The following is a 15718-nucleotide window of genomic DNA, read 5'->3' on the forward strand; positions in this document are numbered from 1 at the left end:
CCGGGCCCCGGCCGTGTGCGGTGGGTGGGGGGTCGAAGGCGCACGGTGGCTCCTCGGGGGGTGCGGCCCCCGGGCGGTAGCGGGTCCCGCCCGGGGATCTGGGGGGTTGGCGGCGCACCCGGACGGGCGCGCGCCGCGAACGTAACACGGCTCACACTCGATGACATCCGGGTAACCACCGGGCCACGAACACGACACGGTAAGGAAGCGCCATGACCCAGAACCCCGAAGAGGCCCGCTTCTACGCGACCTCCTCCACCACCGTCCTCAACGACCTGCTCGCCGACACCGCCACCCGCCTCGGCGGCCGACTCCTCACCCACCGGGAGGAGCCACTCAGCCCGGGTGAGGCACGGACCTGGCTCTCCCGGCGCGACGGCTACACCGCCGCCCTGGCCCAGCGCGGCGAACTCGGCACGGCCACGGGGCGGCTTTCGGGATCGCGGTCCAACAGGGCCGTGATCAGTGGCGTCAGCGCCCCAGCCCGCTGCGGCCGACGCCATGCGCGGGGTTCGTTGTCGTGTAGTCGAGGTTCGCTCTACGGCGAAGGTGGGCGTTGATCTTCGCTTTGGGGAGAACCTCGACCGCGAGAACCACCAGGTAGTGCAGGAGTGTCGCCGGGGCCGGGGCCGGATCGCGGGCACGCTCGGCCAGAGGCAGGGCCTCCGGTAAGAGGGCTCAGCGCCAGAACCCGGTGATCCCAGTGCCGTGCACCCTTCGGTCGACGAGCGGTGTGCGCTGTGATCGCACCCGAGTGCCCCGACAAGCGAACAGGCGGCAGGGGAAGGGGAAGAGACGGGAGCGTGGAGAGGGCCGGCGCGCCCTGGGGAGCGCACCGGCCCAGTGGTCGGCCGGAGAGGGGGCGGGAGAGTGATTGGAGTGGTTCCCGCCCCGCTGCCCTCCGGCCCGGCGGCGACCGCGTCAGGAGGAGCGGTCGCCGCCGGGCCGGCGGTGCCGTCATGCCCGCGTGCACGCGGGCGCGGTCACCAGCTCGACTTGGTGATGCCGGGCAGCTCCCCGCGGTGGGCCATCTCGCGGAAACGGATCCGCGACAGCCCGAACTTGCGCAGGTGGCCGCGCGGCCGCCCGTCGACGGAGTCGCGGTTGCGGACCCGCGTGGCGCTGGCGTCCCGGGGCTGGCGGCGCAGCTCGGCCACGGCCGCCGCCCGCGTCCCCTCATCGGTGTGGGGGCTCTTGATGAGGCGCTTGAGTTCGGCGCGGCGCTCGGCGTAGCGCGCCACGACGGCCTTGCGCTGCTCGTTGCGGGCGATCTTGCTCTTCTTGGCCATCTCAGACCCTCTCCCCCCGAGCACGGATGTCGGCCACCACGCGCTCGATCCCGCGCGCGTCGATGACCTTCATGCCCTTCGTGCTCACGCGCAGCCTGACGAACCGCTGCTCACTGGGCAGCCAGTACCGCTTGCTCTGGATGTTGGGGTCGAACCTGCGCTTGGTGCGCCGGTGCGAGTGGGAGACGGCATTGCCGAAGGCGGGTGCCTTGCCGGTGACCTGGCAGACGCGCGACACGGCGGCTCCTTTCGCTGGCGGCCCGTGGGCCGGGGTCGGTCAGTGCTTGGCGGTCGGGGTGCTGGAGGGGTAGGGCAGCAGCGCCATCTCGCGGGCGTTCTTGATCGCCGCCGCGACCAGCCGCTGCTGGCGGGCGGTGACCCGCGTCACCCTGCGGCTGCGGATCTTGCCCTTCTCGGAGATGAAGGTGCGCAGCAGCGCGGTGTCCTTGTAGTCGACGTAGTCCGCGTCCCCCAGAGGGTTGGCGAATCTGCGCGGTGAGGGGCGCTTGGCGCCCCGGCGGGGTCTGCCGGTCATCTCTCAACGCTCCAGGAGTTCGGTGAAGGGGTCGCTCTGCCGCTGCGGGACCGGCTCCGCCTCGTCCGCCAGGCAGGAGTCCAGCAGCGCTGTGAGGGCCGGCACGTCCAGGTCGATACCGGTGAAGGCGATGTGCTGGCGGCGGTCGCCGATCTCCGGCAGCCAGTCGGCCTGCGCGGACAGGCGTCGGGCCTGCGGTACGAGATCGAGGGCGGCCTCGGGCAGTGAGCCCAGCCACGGCCCGGCGTTCTCCACCACCATCAGGTCCCCGTAGGACTCCCACACCAGGAGGGTGTCGTCCTGTCCGGCCAGCCAGAAGCGCCCGCGACCGCGGAGCGCGGAGGAGGTGATCCGTTCGAGCGCGTCGGCGAACCTCTGGGGGTGCAGGGGGCGAGTCCGGGTCCAGGCCAGGGTCCGCACCCGGCCCTCCGCCCGGTCGCCGTACTGGGCCCACGCCGGGTTGCAGCGTCCGGCGGCGGAATCTGTGTCGAACCGCCCCCGGCACAGCTCGGCCAGCGCGGGATCGGCGGTGGTGACGGCGGCTGCGGGGTTGAGCTGGCCGAGCAGCGCCCGGGTCCGCTCCAGGTCCGCGGTGCCCTGCACGGTGATCACCGAGGCGTACTCGACCTGCCGGGCGAGGACCTCCGACACCGACCGCTCGTCGTCCTCGGCGATCTCCAGGCCCCGGTCGGCCAGTTCGTCGCCGCCGCGCAGGTCGTCGGCGGCCAGTTCGGCCTGGACCGCCGTGACGACCCCGGCCAGGTGCAGGGACGGCTGGTCCGCGATGGTCTCGGAGATCAGTTGCGGTTCGATCGTGTCCCAGGCCTCCACGACGCACAGGTCGTGCCTGCCCTGCGCGGCCAGGTCGACCAGGAGGGGGATGAGGCTCTCGCGCAGGGTGCACGAGGCACACGGGTGGGCGAGGCTCACCTTGCTGCTGCGGCTGGTGCCGTCGCCGTCCCAGGTGAGGCAGCGGACCGCGCCTTCTCCGATACCGGACATGTCGTGGTGGACGGCGACCGAGCCGGTCGACACCGTCAGCAGCGCGTCGACGGTGCGTCGGCGCGCCGCCGGGTGCATGCCCACGACCAGGACCACTCGCATGGGGATCCCCTTCCTGTGGCTGCGGCCAGTAGTGAAAACGGTTATCGTTTTCGACGATACACCACAAGGATCCCAGGTGCGGAACAGGGACGTCGATGGGGACGACGGAGCCCGCCGGGCGCCCCGTCACAGACGGGGCGCCCGGCGGGCCGTGCGGGGTTCAGCCGACGAGGACGCCGCGCGGGTCGCCGCTACGGAGTTCTCCGGCGTCGACGCCAAGCTTGAAGGCCTCCCACTCGGCCCGCGTGTAGACGAGGGTGGGGGAGTGCGGGTCGGCGGTGTCGGTGAGGGTGAAGCCGCCGCCGGGCGGGAACGCGGCGTGCAGGCGTGCGAAGTCGGTGGTGCCGCGTGCGACCTGGTCGAGGAAGTGGTCCCAGTCCCGGGCGGGGACGGTCAGGGTGGGGCCGTGCGGGTTCTTCGTGTCACCGATCTCCACCGCGCCCGTGCGCGGGACCCGTACCTGGACGCACGTCGCCCCGGTGCTGCTGTAGCTGGACTTGGTCCATCTCATCGGGTTTCCTCCAGAATCGCCGTGATGACCTCGGCCGACTGTATCGGGGAGAGCGCGGCGGACTGGATGTGGTCGTAGGTCGCCTTGTAGACGGACAACTCGCTCACGGATTCGACATAGGTGTTCATGCCCCGGCTGTCGATGTAGACCACCGGCGGCAGATGGTTCCCGGCGTCGAGGATCGCGAAGGCGCCGTCCAGCCCAGCGTGTGCGCCTGCGGAGCCGGGGATCACCTGAATGTTGACGTTGGGCTTCTGCCCCATTGCGAGCAGATGGCGAAGCTGATCGTCGCGGACCTCCTTGGTGCTGAGAACGCGCCGGAGTGCGTACTCCTCCACGATCGACCACAACTGGAGGGGGTCGTCTGTGCGGTAGAGGGCCTGTTGGCGCTCCACCCGGAGTTGGACCAGACGGTCGACCTGGTCGGGGAGAAGCAGGGGGTTGGCGGAGATCAGGGTGCGGGCGTACTCGGGGGTCTGGAGGAGTCCGGGGATCAGGTAGGGGTGCCAGTCCCTGATGCCGACCGCGATCTCTTCCAGCCCCAGGTACTTCTCGAAGTTTCTCCCTGGAAGCTCCTGCTCGACGGTGGTCGTGCGGTTGCGCCGTGCTCTGCGTGACTGGGAGCCGAGTTCCAGGAGGGTGGGGCGTACGTCCTCGTCGACGTCCAGGACCTGGAAGAACAGGTGAAGATCGGCTTTCGAAACCCCTGTCTGACCCCGCTCGATCTTCGACAGTTTGGCCGCCCCGAACCCCATCATCTGGGCGACCTCGGTCCCGCTCATCCCGGCCTCGTACCTGAGCTGTTGGAGAGCCTTGCCGAGCAGGAGACGACTGGCGATGGGGCCGTGCTGCTCCTGGGGCATGCGTGTCCCTTCTGCGGATGTCGGGGTCCCGTCACTCCCCAGTATCCCGTTCGATCGGTCTGGTGCGGACCTCTTCGATCAATCTCTTGGAAATTTCCAAGAAGTAGTTGCCTAGAAATTTCCAGTAGCGCATGATGGTGGCAACCGAGAGCGTGCTCCTCCCCTCGCCCAGAGGCACGGGCCTGAGTTCCGCATGCGGACGGCGATGGCCGTCCCTGCCGGGCCCTGTGCGACTGGCGGGTCTCACCTGCGCGTTCGAGGAGAACTGACGGAGTTCGATCGCTGGAGGACCCGCCCATGTCCGATTTCGAGATCCCGCCCCCACGCAGGCCCCAGAACCAGGGGACGACCGTCCCCGCCGCGCTGCCCCGCAGGGTGCCCGACCCGCGCCCGGGGGTGCGTGCCGCCTACTTCGGCGGGACCGACGATCAGGTGGCCCGCGTCCGGAGCTGGTGCCTCTACGGTGTCCGCCTGCCCGCGCACCGGATGTTCCCCGTACTGCTGGTGGCCAGCGAACTGGTGACCAACGCGGTGCGGCACAGCGCCTCGGGCCAGCGGTGCGGGCGCGTGCGGATCACCGTGGAGACGATGCCCGCCCACCTCGTGCTGCTGTCGGTGACCGACGACGGCCCCCGCCCGGGACGGTCGGCCACGGTGCCCGCCCCGGCCGGTGACCCGGCCGGACCCGCCCAGTCCGGGCGCGGCCTGCACCTGGTGGCGGCCCTCTCCGAGCGGTGGTGGTGGACCGGCTTCCAGGGCGGGCCGCTGACGGTGTGGGCACTCATCGACCCCTACCGCGACGCGGACACCTGAACCCGAGGCCCTGCCCTTCACATGAAGATGCCCCGTCCGGTGCTTGGACCCACCGAGCCGGGGCGCGACCACCCACCTGAACACAGCAGGAGGATGACCGTGCACCACACTATCGGGCGCCACCGCAGGCGCCACCAAACCTGGACGGCCCAGACGTGGGCCGTGGCCGCCGCCATGCTCGCCGCGGCCCTGACCTTCGTGTTCGTCCCCCACATCCCGAAACGGCCCAGGCCCCCGCTCGCCCCGCCACCGCCGACCAGCCCCCGCCCTACTCTCCCGCTCCCGTCCGAGCCGCAGGGCCCGCGTCCGCAACAGCAGAGGCAGGCCCCTGTGGAAGAGCCCGACCCGGACGAGGCCTGGGGCGCGCTGGTCCGCCCCTACATGCCCCCGCCGCCTGCGCGACGGCCGCTCGTGCCCCGGCCCCGCCGGGCCTTCGAGGGCGATCTGCTGGCCGCTGCGCCTCAACGGGAGCCCGATGACCTGGCCGACCTCGCCGCGGTCGTGCGCACCTACCTGCGCACCGTCGGCTGACCACGACCGTTTCGTGTTTCTGGGCCAGTAGAGTTGTGGCGCTCACGCGGAGGCTTATGTCTCAAGAAGACAAAGCTCTGCGTTATCCCAGGTTATTTGCTGTGAGCCCCGCGGACGCGGGGATGGGTCCGTCTTCCCAGATGAGAGCGTTGGGAGGGCGGACTTTGCTTTTGACGGAAGCAGCGGAACATGGCCGCATCCGGCCATCTCCACGGTTTTCGGTACACGGTCCCCAAGGGTCTGATGGGATGCCTCCGTGATCGAGACCCCCTCACCACCGCCCTGGCCAGGCCCCCTGTCCGCCCCAGCCCGATCGGCATGGGCCAAGCACGACCGTCGGACCGACGGCTGGCTGCCGCTGTGGCGGCACATGGCCGACAGCGCCGCCGTTGCGGGCCGCCTCTGGGACCACTGGCTTCCCGAGCAGGTGCGCCGCCGCATCGTCGACGCACTCCCGGGCGGGGCCGACGCCGCACGGACCCTGACGGTGTTCCTCGCCTGCACCCACGACATCGGCAAGGCCACCCCCGCGTTCGCATGCCAGGTCGAACCGCTCGCGGACCGAATGAGACGCGAAGGGCTCGACGTCCCGCTGGAGAAGCGGATCAGACAGGACCGCAAGACCGCCCCCCACGGCCTGGCCGGGCAACTCCTGACCCAGGAGTGGCTCATGGAACGCCACGGCTGGGCCAAGCGCGCCACCCTGCCGTTCACCATCGTGGTCGGCGGACACCACGGCGTCCCGCCCGAGGCGGGCGCTATCGAGGCTCTGCGGCGCCACCCCCACATGCTACGGACCCGTGGCAGCGAACCCGCGTGGAAGGCGGTCCAGCACGAACTCCTCGACCACGCGGCCGCCACCACCGAAGCCGCGGAGCACCTGGCGGAGTGGTCGGGCGTCAAACTCCCGCAGACCGTCCAGGTATTGCTCACCGCCGTGGTCATCGTCGCCGACTGGATCGCCTCCAACACCGACCTCTTCCCCCTCTTCCCCGGTGAGCGCCAGCACGACCCCGAACGCACCGAGCAGGCCTGGCGCCTCCTCGACCTGCCCGTCCCGTGGCGGCCCCGGGACCCCGGACCGGACACCGGCGACCTGTTCGGGGCCCGCTTCGACCTTCCCCCGGGGGCACGGGTCCGCCCCGTCCAGGAGGCCGCCGTCACGGCGGCCCGCGACCTCGGCGGCGCGGGGCTGCTCATGGTGGAGGCGCCCATGGGCGAGGGCAAGACGGAGGCCGCCCTGGCCGCCGCCGAGATCCTCGCCGCGCGTACCGGCGCGGGCGGCTGTTTCTTCGCGCTGCCCACCATGGCCACCGGCAACGCCATGTTTTCCCGGCTCCTCTCCTGGCTGGACCGCCTGCCCGTCCCGGACGGGCACACGCGCCACTCGGTGCACCTGGCCCACTCCAAGGCAGCGCTCAACAGGGACTTCACCCGCCTGATGTGGTCGGGAGGCCGCAGCGCCCACATCGACCCGGACGGCGGCACCGACCGCTGGGACCACCGCGGGGACGGGGTGCGCACCTCAGCCGAACTGGTCGCCCACCACTGGCTCCGCGGCCGCAAGAAGGGGATGCTCGCCTCCTTCGCGGTCGGCACCATCGACCAACTGCTCTTCGTCGGCCTCAAGACCCGCCACCTGGCGCTGCGGCACCTGGCCGTGGCGGGCAAGGTCGTGGTGGTCGACGAGGCCCACGCCTACGACACCTACATGAGCCGCTACCTGGACCGGGCCCTGTCGTGGCTGGGTGCCTACGGTGTGCCCGTGGTGGTGCTGTCGGCGACGCTTCCCGCGAACCGGCGCCGCGCCCTCGCCGAGGCCTACGCGGGTGTGCGCTCCGACGACGCGGACTTCGCCCCCCTGGAACAGGAGGGCGCCTACCCCCTGGTCACCGCCGTGGAGAGGGAAGGGACGCCGGCGCTGTACCGCCCGGCGGCCTCCGGGCGGTCGACCCGCGTGTTCCTGGAGCGCTTGGACGACGGCCTCGACGTCCTCGCCGAACGCCTGTCCGCCGAACTCGCCGACGGCGGCAACGCCCTGGTCATCCGCAATACCGTCGCCAGGGTCCACGACACCGCCGCAAGGCTCCGCGAGCGGTTCGGCCGTGACGGCGTCACCGTCGCCCACGCCCGCTTCCTGGACCTGGACCGGGCGGCCAACGACGAGGACCTGCTGCGGCGCTTCGGCAGCCCGGACAAGGTCGCCGAACTGGATGGACGGAGGCCGCCCGGCCCGCACGTGGTCGTCGCCAGCCAGGTCGCCGAGCAGTCCCTGGACATCGACTTCGACCTGCTCGTCACCGACCTCGCCCCGGTCGACCTCATGCTCCAGCGCATGGGCCGTCTCCACCGGCACATGCGCGGGAGCGGGCAGGCCGACCGCCCGCCGTGGCTGCGCACCGCCCGTTGCCTCGTCACCGGAGCGGACTGGGGCACCGCCGTCCCGGCCCCCGTCAGCGGCGTGAAGATCTACGGCCCCTACCTGCTGCTGCGTACCGCGGCCGCGCTGGAGAGCCGTCTGGCCGCCGCCGACACCGGCGATGCCGCGGCTTCCACCGTGTCCCTACCCGACGACATCAGCCCCCTCGTGCAGGCGGTGTACGGGGACGCCCCTCTCGGGCCGCGAGGCTGGCACGGCGCGATCGACCGCGAACGGCAGGGCTTCGAGGTCTCCCTGGCCGAACAGCGCCGCAAGGCCGAGGGCTTCCTCCTCGGTGACGTGGGCAGGGACGGCCGGTCCCTGGTGGGCTGGGTGGCCGCCGGCGCGGGCGACGCCGACGACACCCGGGCCGGTCGGCAGCAGGTCCGCGACACCCCGGACACGATCGAGGTCTTGGTCGTACAGCGGCGCGCGGACGGCGCCATCACCACCGTCCCCTGGCTGGCGGAGGGCAAGGGCGGGCGGGAACTGCCCACCGAGGCGGTCCCGCCCGACGAACTCGCCCGCACGGTCGCGGCGTGCGGACTGCGCCTTCCGTTCGAATTCACCTTCGAACATATCGCCATAAAAGCAATCGAAGAACTCGAAGAGGATGTTTTCCCAGAGTGGCAGGCCAAGGAATCCCACTGGCTCGCGGGTGAACTCCTCCTGATCCTCGATGAGGAATGTCGTAGGGAATTGTCAGGATTCCTTCTCCACTACAGCCGCAGCGACGGGTTGAAGGTGAGCCGTGCCCAGTGAACCCCCGAACGAGAACCCCGCCCCCGAGCGGCCCCCCTCGTTCGACCTGACCACACGCCCGTGGATCCGTGTCCTGCGCCCCAACGGCACCGAGGACGAACTCTCACTCCGCGAGGTGTTCCACCAGGCCCCGGACCTGGTCCGCCTGGTCGGCGACCTGTCCACCCAGGAGTTCGCGCTCTTTCGGCTCCTGCTCGCCATCCTCCACGACGCCGTGGACGGGCCCCGGGACGCCGACGACTGGTGTGAGCTCTGGGAAGCGGACACGCTCCCGTGCGAGCGGATCGACGACTACCTCGACCGCCACCGCGAGCGCTTCGACCTCCTCCACCCCGAGACACCGTTCTTCCAGGTCGCCGGGCTCCACACCGACAAGGGCGAATACTCCTCCCTGGACCGCATCGTCGCCGACGTTCCCAACGGCAACCGCTTCTTCACCATGCGCGCCCACGGAGCGCGGCGGCTCGGCTTCGCGGAGGCCGCCCGCTGGCTCGTCCACGCCCACGCCTTCGACACCTCCGGAATCAAGTCCGGCGCCGTCGGCGACGACCGTGTGAAGGGCGGCAAGGGCTACCCGCAGGGCGTCGCCTGGGCCGGAAACCTCGGCGGGGTCATGGTCCAAGCCGCCGACCTGCGCGAATCACTCCTGCTCAACCTCGTGGCCTCCGAGTACAACCAGATCCGCGCCGAGGACGCCGACGCCCCGGCCTGGCGCCACGACCCTCCAGGCCCCGGCCCCCTGAACCCCGTCGAGGCCGCCTCCCGCCCCCACGGCGTCCGCGACCTCTACACCTGGCAGAGCCGCCGCGTCCGCCTGCACTGCGACGCCGACGGCGTCCACGGGGTCCTGCTCGCCTACGGCGACCGCCTCACCCCCCATGAGCACCGCCACCGCCAGGAACCCATGACCGGGTGGCGGCGCAGCCAGGCCCAGGAGAAGAAGCACAAGATGCCCCTGGTGTACATGCCGCGCGAACACGATCCGGCGCGCAGCGCCTGGCGCGGCCTCGCCTCGCTCATCACCGACCGGGTCCAGGGCTCCTCCGGCGACTCCCTCCGGCCGCGCGTCCTGGACTGGGTGGACTGGCTGGTGACCGAAGGCTTTCTCCAGGACAAGGACAAACGTGTCCGGGCCCGCCTGATCGGCGCCCTCTACGGCACCCAGCAGTCCGTCGTCGACGAGGTGGTCGACGACGACGTCACCATGGCCCTCGCCCTCCTCGACGACCGGCGCGAAGGACTGCGGCAACAGGCCGTCAACGCCGTCGAGGACGCCTACAAGGCCGTGGAGGTCCTCGGCACCCTCGCCCAGGACCTCGCCCGGGCGGCCGGAACCGAACCGGCCCCCCGGCGCGACGCCGCACGCGACCGCGGCTACGGGCAGCTCGACGGCCACTACCGGCGCTGGCTGGCCTCACTCGACTCCGACACCGACCCTGACCGCGCCCGTGAGCGGTGGCAGCACACGCTTTGGGAACAGATCCGCCGGATCGGCGACGAACTCGCCGACACCGCCGGCCCCGCCGCCTGGGAAGGGCGCGTGGTCAGGACCGGAACCGGAGACCTCTGGCTGAGCACCCCGCAGGCCAGAAGCCGCTTCCGACGCGACCTGGAGCGGCTGCTGCCCGCCACCGAACCCGCCGCCACGAACTGACACCGGATGGACATGACACAGACAGACCAGGACGAAAGGGCCGAAGAGGCCCGATCAACGGAACAGGCGGAGAGGGGACGCAGCGACCTCGGCCCCGTCGGCAACGCCGTCAGCGACCGTGTCGAGGACCTTTTGAGGGGCTACCTCGCCGACCGTTCCGAAGCGGTCGCCGCCCTCGCGCGACTGCGAGGCGGAGCGGGTAAGACCTTCGGGGAGTGCCCGCAACTGTGGGGGCTCACCGTCGACGCCCACGCCTACGCCGCTCCGGGATGGAGCCGCGATCGGCAGGACCGGGCCGAAGAGGCGGTCCACGCCGCCCTCACCCTGTTCGCCCTCCACCAGCAGTCCCTACGCGGTGCCTCGGGAGGGGACGAGAACCGGATGCACCGCAGGGTCCGCTACCTCGACGGCGATCGTGGTCGCCTTCCCCACTACGGCCTGGGCTGGGCGGTGCGTGCCTGTATGGGGAGCGGTGAGATCGACGCCGCCCTGCACAACCGGCTGAAGAAGGCCGCACAGGCGAGTTCCCTGCGCACCCGGGTCGGCGAACTGCGCCAGATCGTCGCCCACCTGCGCCGCAACCGCGTAGCGCTCGACTACGGCCTGCTCGCCGACCAGCTCTTCCACGCCCAGGACCCCGGAGGGATCACCCGGGTCCGCAACGAGTGGGGGCACGGGTTCGTCTCCTACCGCCCCGCCAAGAACGACGACGGTACCGACAGCACGACCCCCGACGACGCGACCACCGCCAGCGAGAAGGAAAATCCGTGAACCGAACCATCATCGACCTGCACGTCCTCCAGACCGTCCCGCCGAGCAACCTCAACAGGGACGACACCGGCAGCCCCAAGACCGCCGTGTACGGAGGGGTGCGCCGCGCCCGGGTCTCCAGCCAGGCGTGGAAGCGCGCCACCCGGGAGAGCTTCCAGAACCTGCTCGACCCCCAGGAGCTCGGCACCCGGACCAAGCGCGTCGCCGAGTTCGTCGCCAAGCGGATCGTCGAAATGGACCCCGGGATCGAGAGGCCGCAGGCCTGGGAGCTGGCCGCCCAGACCGTCCAGGCCGCCACCGGCGCCAAGGTCGAGGCCATCGAGCGCAAGGTGAAGGCGGCCAAGAAGGCCGGCGAGCCCGCACCCGCGCCCGAGTCCGGATACCTGATGTTCCTCAGCGCCCGGCAGCGCGACGGCCTGGCGGCCCTGGCGGTGGAGGGCAGGGACGACATCAAGGCGTTCCTCAAGGACAAGGAGAACAAGGCCAGGGCCAAGAGCATCGCCAACACCGGGCACTCGGTGGACATCGCCCTGTTCGGCCGGATGGTCGCCGACGGAGCCGACATCAACGTCGACGCCGCCACCCAGGTGGCGCACGCCATCAGCGTCCACGAGGTTGACAGCGAGTCCGACTACTACACCGCCGTGGACGACGAGAACCCCGAGGAGGAGACCGGCGCCGGGATGATCGGCACCGTGGACTTCAACTCCGCGACCCTGTACCGGTACGCGGCCGTGGACGTCGACCGGCTCGCCGAGAACCTGGGGCAGGGGATCAAGGAGGGCGCCACTGGCACCGAACCCGTGCGGCGCGCCGTCGAGGCGTTCGTCAGCGGCTTCGCCACCTCCATGCCCAGCGGAAAGGTGAACACCTTCGGCAACCACACCCTGCCCGACGCCGTGGTGGTGACGCTGCGCGACGCGCGGCCGGTCAGTTTCGTCGGGGCGTTCGAGAAGCCCGTGGACAGCGACACCGGAGAGGGGTTCGTGGAGGGCGCATGCCAGGCCCTCGCCGCCTACGCCGCCGAGGTCGAGCGCGTCTACGGCTCGGCGGACGCGCCGACGTGGGCCGTCCGGGTGGGGGAGCGGACCGCGCCCCTGGCCGACCTCGGCGCCCAGGAGGTGTCCTCGCTCAAGGACCTGGTGGCAGAGGTGGGCGCCGCCGTCTCCCAGCGGCTGGGCCGTGGCGCATGAGCGTGCTCGCACTGTGTCTGGCGGGGCCGCTCCAGGCGTGGGGGGCCTCCGCGCGCTTCACCCGGCGCACCACGGAGAACACCCCCACCAAGAGCGGTGTCGTCGGCCTCCTCGCCGCCGCCCTCGGCAGGCCGCGCACCGCCGACCCCGCCGACCTGGCGGGGCTCCGGTTCGGGGTGCGCGTCGACCAGCCCGGGGTACGGGTGCGCGACTACCAGACCGCACGGCACCTGGTCACCGGTGACTCGATGCCAGTGTCGGAACGGTTCTACGTGGCCGACGCCGTGTTCGTCGCGGGGGTAGAGAGCGACGACGAGGACGTCCTGTCCACCCTGGACCGGGCCGTGCGCTCCCCGCACTTCCTGCCCTACCTGGGGCGCCGCTCCTGCCCGCCCTCCCGCCCCATCGACCTGGGGGTCCACCCGGGAGGGCTGGAGGACGTCCTGGGGGACACGGGCGTGATCCCCTGGCAGGCCTCCGCGTGGTACCGCGCGGAGTGGGAGGACCGGGGGACGGAGCTTCCCGTGTTCGTCGAGACAAGGGAGTCGGAGCAGGCGGACGAACTCCTGCGTGACCTCCCGGAGAGCTTCGATCCCCGCCACCGCCGCTACCGGATGCGCGGCGTCTCGGCCGGCCCCCCGGTGCGGGTCGGTGGCCCGCCCCCGGAACAGCCCGAGCACCATGACCCCCTCGCAGCTCTGGAGGGCTGATGTACCTGACCCGGTTCCGTTTCAACACCGCCCGTGCCGGTGCCCGAAAGGTCCTGTCCTCACCGCAGGTCACCCACGCCGCCGTCATGTCGGCGTTCGCGGAGGAGGTGCCGAGCGCTTCCAGCGGCGCGCGCGTTCTCTGGCGGGTGGACCACAACGCCAAGGCGGAGGTGTACCTGTACGTGGTCAGCCCGGCCGAGCCCGACCTCACCCACCTGGTGGAGGAGGCGGGCTGGCCCAGGACCGGCACGTGGCAGACACGGGAGTACGGTCCGCTGCTGGAGCGGCTGGCCGAAGGGCAGACCTGGGCCTTCCGGCTCACCGCCAACCCGGTCCACTCCGTGCGGGTCAAGGACGGCCAGCCCACCAAGCGCACCGCGCACGTCACCCCTCGCCACCAGATGCGGTGGCTCCTGGAGCGCCAGGAGCGCCTGGGGTTCGAGGTGCCGCGCAGGGAGGATGGGAACGTACCCAGGCCCGAGGACGCCTACGAGTTGGCGGTACGCGATCGCCAGGCGTACAGGTTCGACAAGGTCGAACGCGCCAGCGGTGCGCGTAACCGTGTGCCGCTGACACGCGCCACCTTCGACGGGCGTCTGAAGGTCACCGACCCCGACGCCCTCCGGAACGCTCTGGTCTCCGGGATCGGCCGCGCCAAGGCCTACGGCTGCGGGCTGATGACGCTGGCTCCGGTGTGAGCACGCCCGGGAAGAGGGCCGCGCTGAGCCCCAGCGAGCTGACCAGGGTGGGGGACCGGAGTTCGTTCGTCTACCTGGAGCGCTGCACGGTGCACCGGGAGTCGAACGCGCTCACCGCCGAGGACGGTGAGGGCGTGCGCCACATCCCCTCGGCCACGATCGGCACCTTGCTCCTCGGTCCGGGGACGCGGGTCACCCACCAGGCCATGGCCCTGCTGGGCGACAGTGGGACGGGTGTGGTGTGGGTGGGCGAGCACGGGGTCCGCTACTACTCCGGAGGGCGTGCGCTGACCCGGTCGTCCGCCCTCGTGCAGGCCCAAGCCACAGCATGGGCCAACCAGCGCACCCGGCTCGACGTGGCGCGCAGCATGTACCGGATGCGGTTCCCAGGAGAGAACGTGGAGGGCAAGAGCCGCAGGCAGTTGCTCGGTTTGGAGGGGGACCGGGTCAAGGAGTGTTACCGGGAGCACTCGGCCAGGACCGGGGTGTCCTGGCACGGCAGACGGTTCACGCCGGGGGACTTCGACTCCGGTGACGCACCGAACCAGGCGGTCACCGCTGCCGCGCAGTGCTTCTACGGCATCGCGCAGTCCGTGGTGGCGGCGTTGGGGTGTACACCTGGGCTGGGTTTCGTGCACTCCGGGCACGAACAGTCGTTCGTGCTGGACATCGCCGACCTGTACAGAACGGAAGTGGCTATCCCCGTGGCCTTCGACGTGGTCGCCGAGAGCGATGAGGAAGTAGGGCCGCGTACACGGCGGGCCCTCAGGGACCGTGTCCACGAGTCGGGTCTGCTCGACCGGTGTGTGGCCGACGTCAAACGGCTCCTGCTGCCTCCGGGGTTCGAGCCCGAGGAATCCGACCAGGTGGGCTTGCAGACCGATGACGGCGTGGACGTCGCCGGAGGTAGGAACTACGGGGTGGTGTGGTGACGGTCATCATCCTGACGACGTGTCCCGTGGGTCTGCGCGGCCTGCTCACCCGATGGCTGCTGGAGATCTCCCCCGGGGTCTTCATCGGCGGGCCGTCCGCACGTGTGCGGGAGGTTCTGTGGGGTGAGGTGCAGGCGTATGCGGGTAACGGACGGGCGTTGTTGGCCTACTCGACCAACAACGAGCAGGGGTTCACCTTCGAGACGTTCGATCACAAGTGGGAGCCGGTGGACCATGAGGGGATGACGCTGATCCAGCGTCCCAAAGCGAAGAGCGCCGAGTCACCCGCTCAGGTGAAGAAGGGCTGGAGCAAGGCGTCGAAGCGCCGAAGGTTCGGGCGATGATGCGTTTTTGTGTGGCTTTGGGTTTTATGTTCCTTGTGTCTGTCTCTCGACAGTTTGCAAATTCGACCCCTCTGCGATTATAAAGATCCAGGTCAGCAAGACTGCTCCCCGCGCACGCGGGGATGGACCCGCATATATGCTTCGTGTATATACCCCGTGGGACTGCTCCCCGCGCACGCGGGGATGGACCCGACGGGGGACGACGGTCTCACCGGCGCGGTGGCTGCTCCCCGCGCACGCGGGGATGGACCCCGATGAGGGGGACCTCTATGGACGCCGACCGCCTGCTCCCCGCGCACGCGGGGATGGACCCGCGAGGAGATGGCGCGGGTGAACTCCTGTAACCTGCTCCCCGCGCACGCGGGGATGGACCCCGCCTGCGCGAGCAGCGCAACCGGGAACACACCTGCTCCCCGCGCACGCGGGGATGGACCCACCACCTCGCAGCCGGACCCATGAAAGCCCGCCTGCTCCCCGCGCACGCGGGGATGGACCTGTTGCACTTTTTAAGTGCAATCAAGCTTGACACTGCTCCCCGCGCACGCGGGGATGGACCCGCGCCCTACGACATCAGCCTCCTGCACCGCGA

17 protein-coding genes and 1 CRISPR repeat array are annotated in these 15718 nt (G+C 70.8%); of the genes, 11 read left to right on the forward strand and 6 right to left on the reverse strand.

What is annotated here, in order from left to right; translation table 11 throughout:
* Window positions 1-212: 212 nt before the first annotated feature.
* A complete protein-coding gene (locus ACFHWE_RS22825) occupies window positions 213-560 on the forward strand; it encodes a hypothetical protein (protein WP_416603926.1) in 348 nt (115 codons plus the stop codon).
* Window positions 561-983: 423 nt separating this feature from the next.
* Here the strand turns inward: ACFHWE_RS22825 and rpsN are convergent, their stop codons facing one another.
* The 6 genes from rpsN to ACFHWE_RS22855 all read right to left on the reverse strand — a co-directional run bounded on the left by rpsN (window position 984) and on the right by ACFHWE_RS22855 (window position 4302).
* Window positions 984-1289 carry a 30S ribosomal protein S14 gene (rpsN, locus tag ACFHWE_RS22830; protein WP_028647589.1) on the reverse strand — a complete coding sequence of 102 codons (306 nt, stop codon included), beginning with the start codon at window positions 1287-1289 and terminating at the stop codon, window positions 984-986.
* A gap of 1 nt (window position 1290) precedes the next feature.
* On the reverse strand, window positions 1291-1527 hold the full coding sequence (gene rpmB, locus ACFHWE_RS22835; RefSeq protein ID WP_416603927.1) for a 50S ribosomal protein L28: 237 nt from the start codon (window positions 1525-1527) through the stop codon (window positions 1291-1293).
* Between the two features lie 39 nt (window positions 1528-1566).
* A complete protein-coding gene (rpsR, locus tag ACFHWE_RS22840; RefSeq protein WP_416603928.1) occupies window positions 1567-1824 on the reverse strand; it encodes a 30S ribosomal protein S18 in 258 nt (85 codons plus the stop codon).
* Between the two features lie 3 nt (window positions 1825-1827).
* Window positions 1828-2928: a CobW family GTP-binding protein gene (locus tag ACFHWE_RS22845; protein WP_416603929.1), complete on the reverse strand. Its 1101-nt coding sequence runs from the start codon at window positions 2926-2928 to the stop codon at window positions 1828-1830.
* 160 nt (window positions 2929-3088) lie between these two features.
* On the reverse strand, window positions 3089-3439 hold the full coding sequence (locus ACFHWE_RS22850; RefSeq protein WP_416603930.1) for a DUF397 domain-containing protein: 351 nt from the start codon (window positions 3437-3439) through the stop codon (window positions 3089-3091).
* Window positions 3436-4302, reverse strand: coding sequence for a helix-turn-helix domain-containing protein (locus ACFHWE_RS22855; RefSeq protein ID WP_416603931.1), 867 nt, complete (start codon window positions 4300-4302; stop codon window positions 3436-3438). Before ACFHWE_RS22855 ends, ACFHWE_RS22850 begins: the two co-directional genes overlap by 4 nt.
* Window positions 4303-4599: 297 nt before the next feature.
* Here ACFHWE_RS22855 and ACFHWE_RS22860 point away from each other — a divergent pair, with 297 nt between their 5' ends.
* The 10 genes from ACFHWE_RS22860 to cas2e all read left to right on the forward strand — a co-directional run bounded on the left by ACFHWE_RS22860 (window position 4600) and on the right by cas2e (window position 15129).
* Window positions 4600-5115, forward strand: a complete 516-nt coding sequence (locus ACFHWE_RS22860) for an ATP-binding protein (RefSeq protein ID WP_416603932.1) — start codon at window positions 4600-4602, stop codon at window positions 5113-5115.
* A gap of 93 nt (window positions 5116-5208) precedes the next feature.
* The gene (locus ACFHWE_RS22865; protein ID WP_416603933.1) at window positions 5209-5646 is read left to right on the forward strand and encodes a hypothetical protein; all 438 of its coding nucleotides are present in this window, start codon (window positions 5209-5211) and stop codon (window positions 5644-5646) included.
* A 256-nt stretch (window positions 5647-5902) separates the two neighbouring features.
* Window positions 5903-8827 carry a CRISPR-associated helicase Cas3' gene (gene cas3 / locus ACFHWE_RS22870; protein ID WP_416603934.1) on the forward strand — a complete coding sequence of 975 codons (2925 nt, stop codon included), beginning with the start codon at window positions 5903-5905 and terminating at the stop codon, window positions 8825-8827.
* Window positions 8817-10481 (forward strand): type I-E CRISPR-associated protein Cse1/CasA, encoded by a 1665-nt coding sequence (casA, locus tag ACFHWE_RS22875; protein ID WP_416603935.1) that lies wholly within the window; start codon window positions 8817-8819, stop codon window positions 10479-10481. The genes cas3 and casA overlap by 11 nt, the downstream gene beginning before the upstream one ends.
* A 12-nt stretch (window positions 10482-10493) precedes the next feature.
* Window positions 10494-11252 (forward strand): type I-E CRISPR-associated protein Cse2/CasB, encoded by a 759-nt coding sequence (gene casB / locus ACFHWE_RS22880; protein WP_416603936.1) that lies wholly within the window; start codon window positions 10494-10496, stop codon window positions 11250-11252.
* Entirely contained in the window at window positions 11249-12445 is a 1197-nt protein-coding gene (cas7e, locus tag ACFHWE_RS22885; protein ID WP_416603937.1) for a type I-E CRISPR-associated protein Cas7/Cse4/CasC, read from the forward strand. The genes casB and cas7e overlap by 4 nt, the downstream gene beginning before the upstream one ends.
* Window positions 12442-13155, forward strand: coding sequence for a type I-E CRISPR-associated protein Cas5/CasD (gene cas5e, locus ACFHWE_RS22890; protein ID WP_416603938.1), 714 nt, complete (start codon window positions 12442-12444; stop codon window positions 13153-13155). The genes cas7e and cas5e overlap by 4 nt, the downstream gene beginning before the upstream one ends.
* Window positions 13155-13853: a type I-E CRISPR-associated protein Cas6/Cse3/CasE gene (cas6e, locus tag ACFHWE_RS22895; RefSeq protein ID WP_416603939.1), complete on the forward strand. Its 699-nt coding sequence runs from the start codon at window positions 13155-13157 to the stop codon at window positions 13851-13853. The genes cas5e and cas6e overlap by 1 nt, the downstream gene beginning before the upstream one ends.
* Window positions 13850-14785, forward strand: coding sequence for a type I-E CRISPR-associated endonuclease Cas1e (gene cas1e / locus ACFHWE_RS22900; protein ID WP_416603940.1), 936 nt, complete (start codon window positions 13850-13852; stop codon window positions 14783-14785). The genes cas6e and cas1e overlap by 4 nt, the downstream gene beginning before the upstream one ends.
* Window positions 14782-15129, forward strand: coding sequence for a type I-E CRISPR-associated endoribonuclease Cas2e (cas2e, locus tag ACFHWE_RS22905; protein WP_416603941.1), 348 nt, complete (start codon window positions 14782-14784; stop codon window positions 15127-15129). Before cas1e ends, cas2e begins: the two co-directional genes overlap by 4 nt.
* Window positions 15130-15230: 101 nt before the next feature.
* Window positions 15231-15686: a CRISPR direct-repeat array (repeat unit 29 nt; unit sequence CTGCTCCCCGCGCACGCGGGGATGGACCC).
* Window positions 15687-15718: the final 32 nt, after the last annotated feature.

It is taken from the genome of Nocardiopsis sp. LOL_012, assembly GCF_048060475.1.
Lineage (GTDB): Bacteria > Actinomycetota > Actinomycetes > Streptosporangiales > Streptosporangiaceae > Nocardiopsis.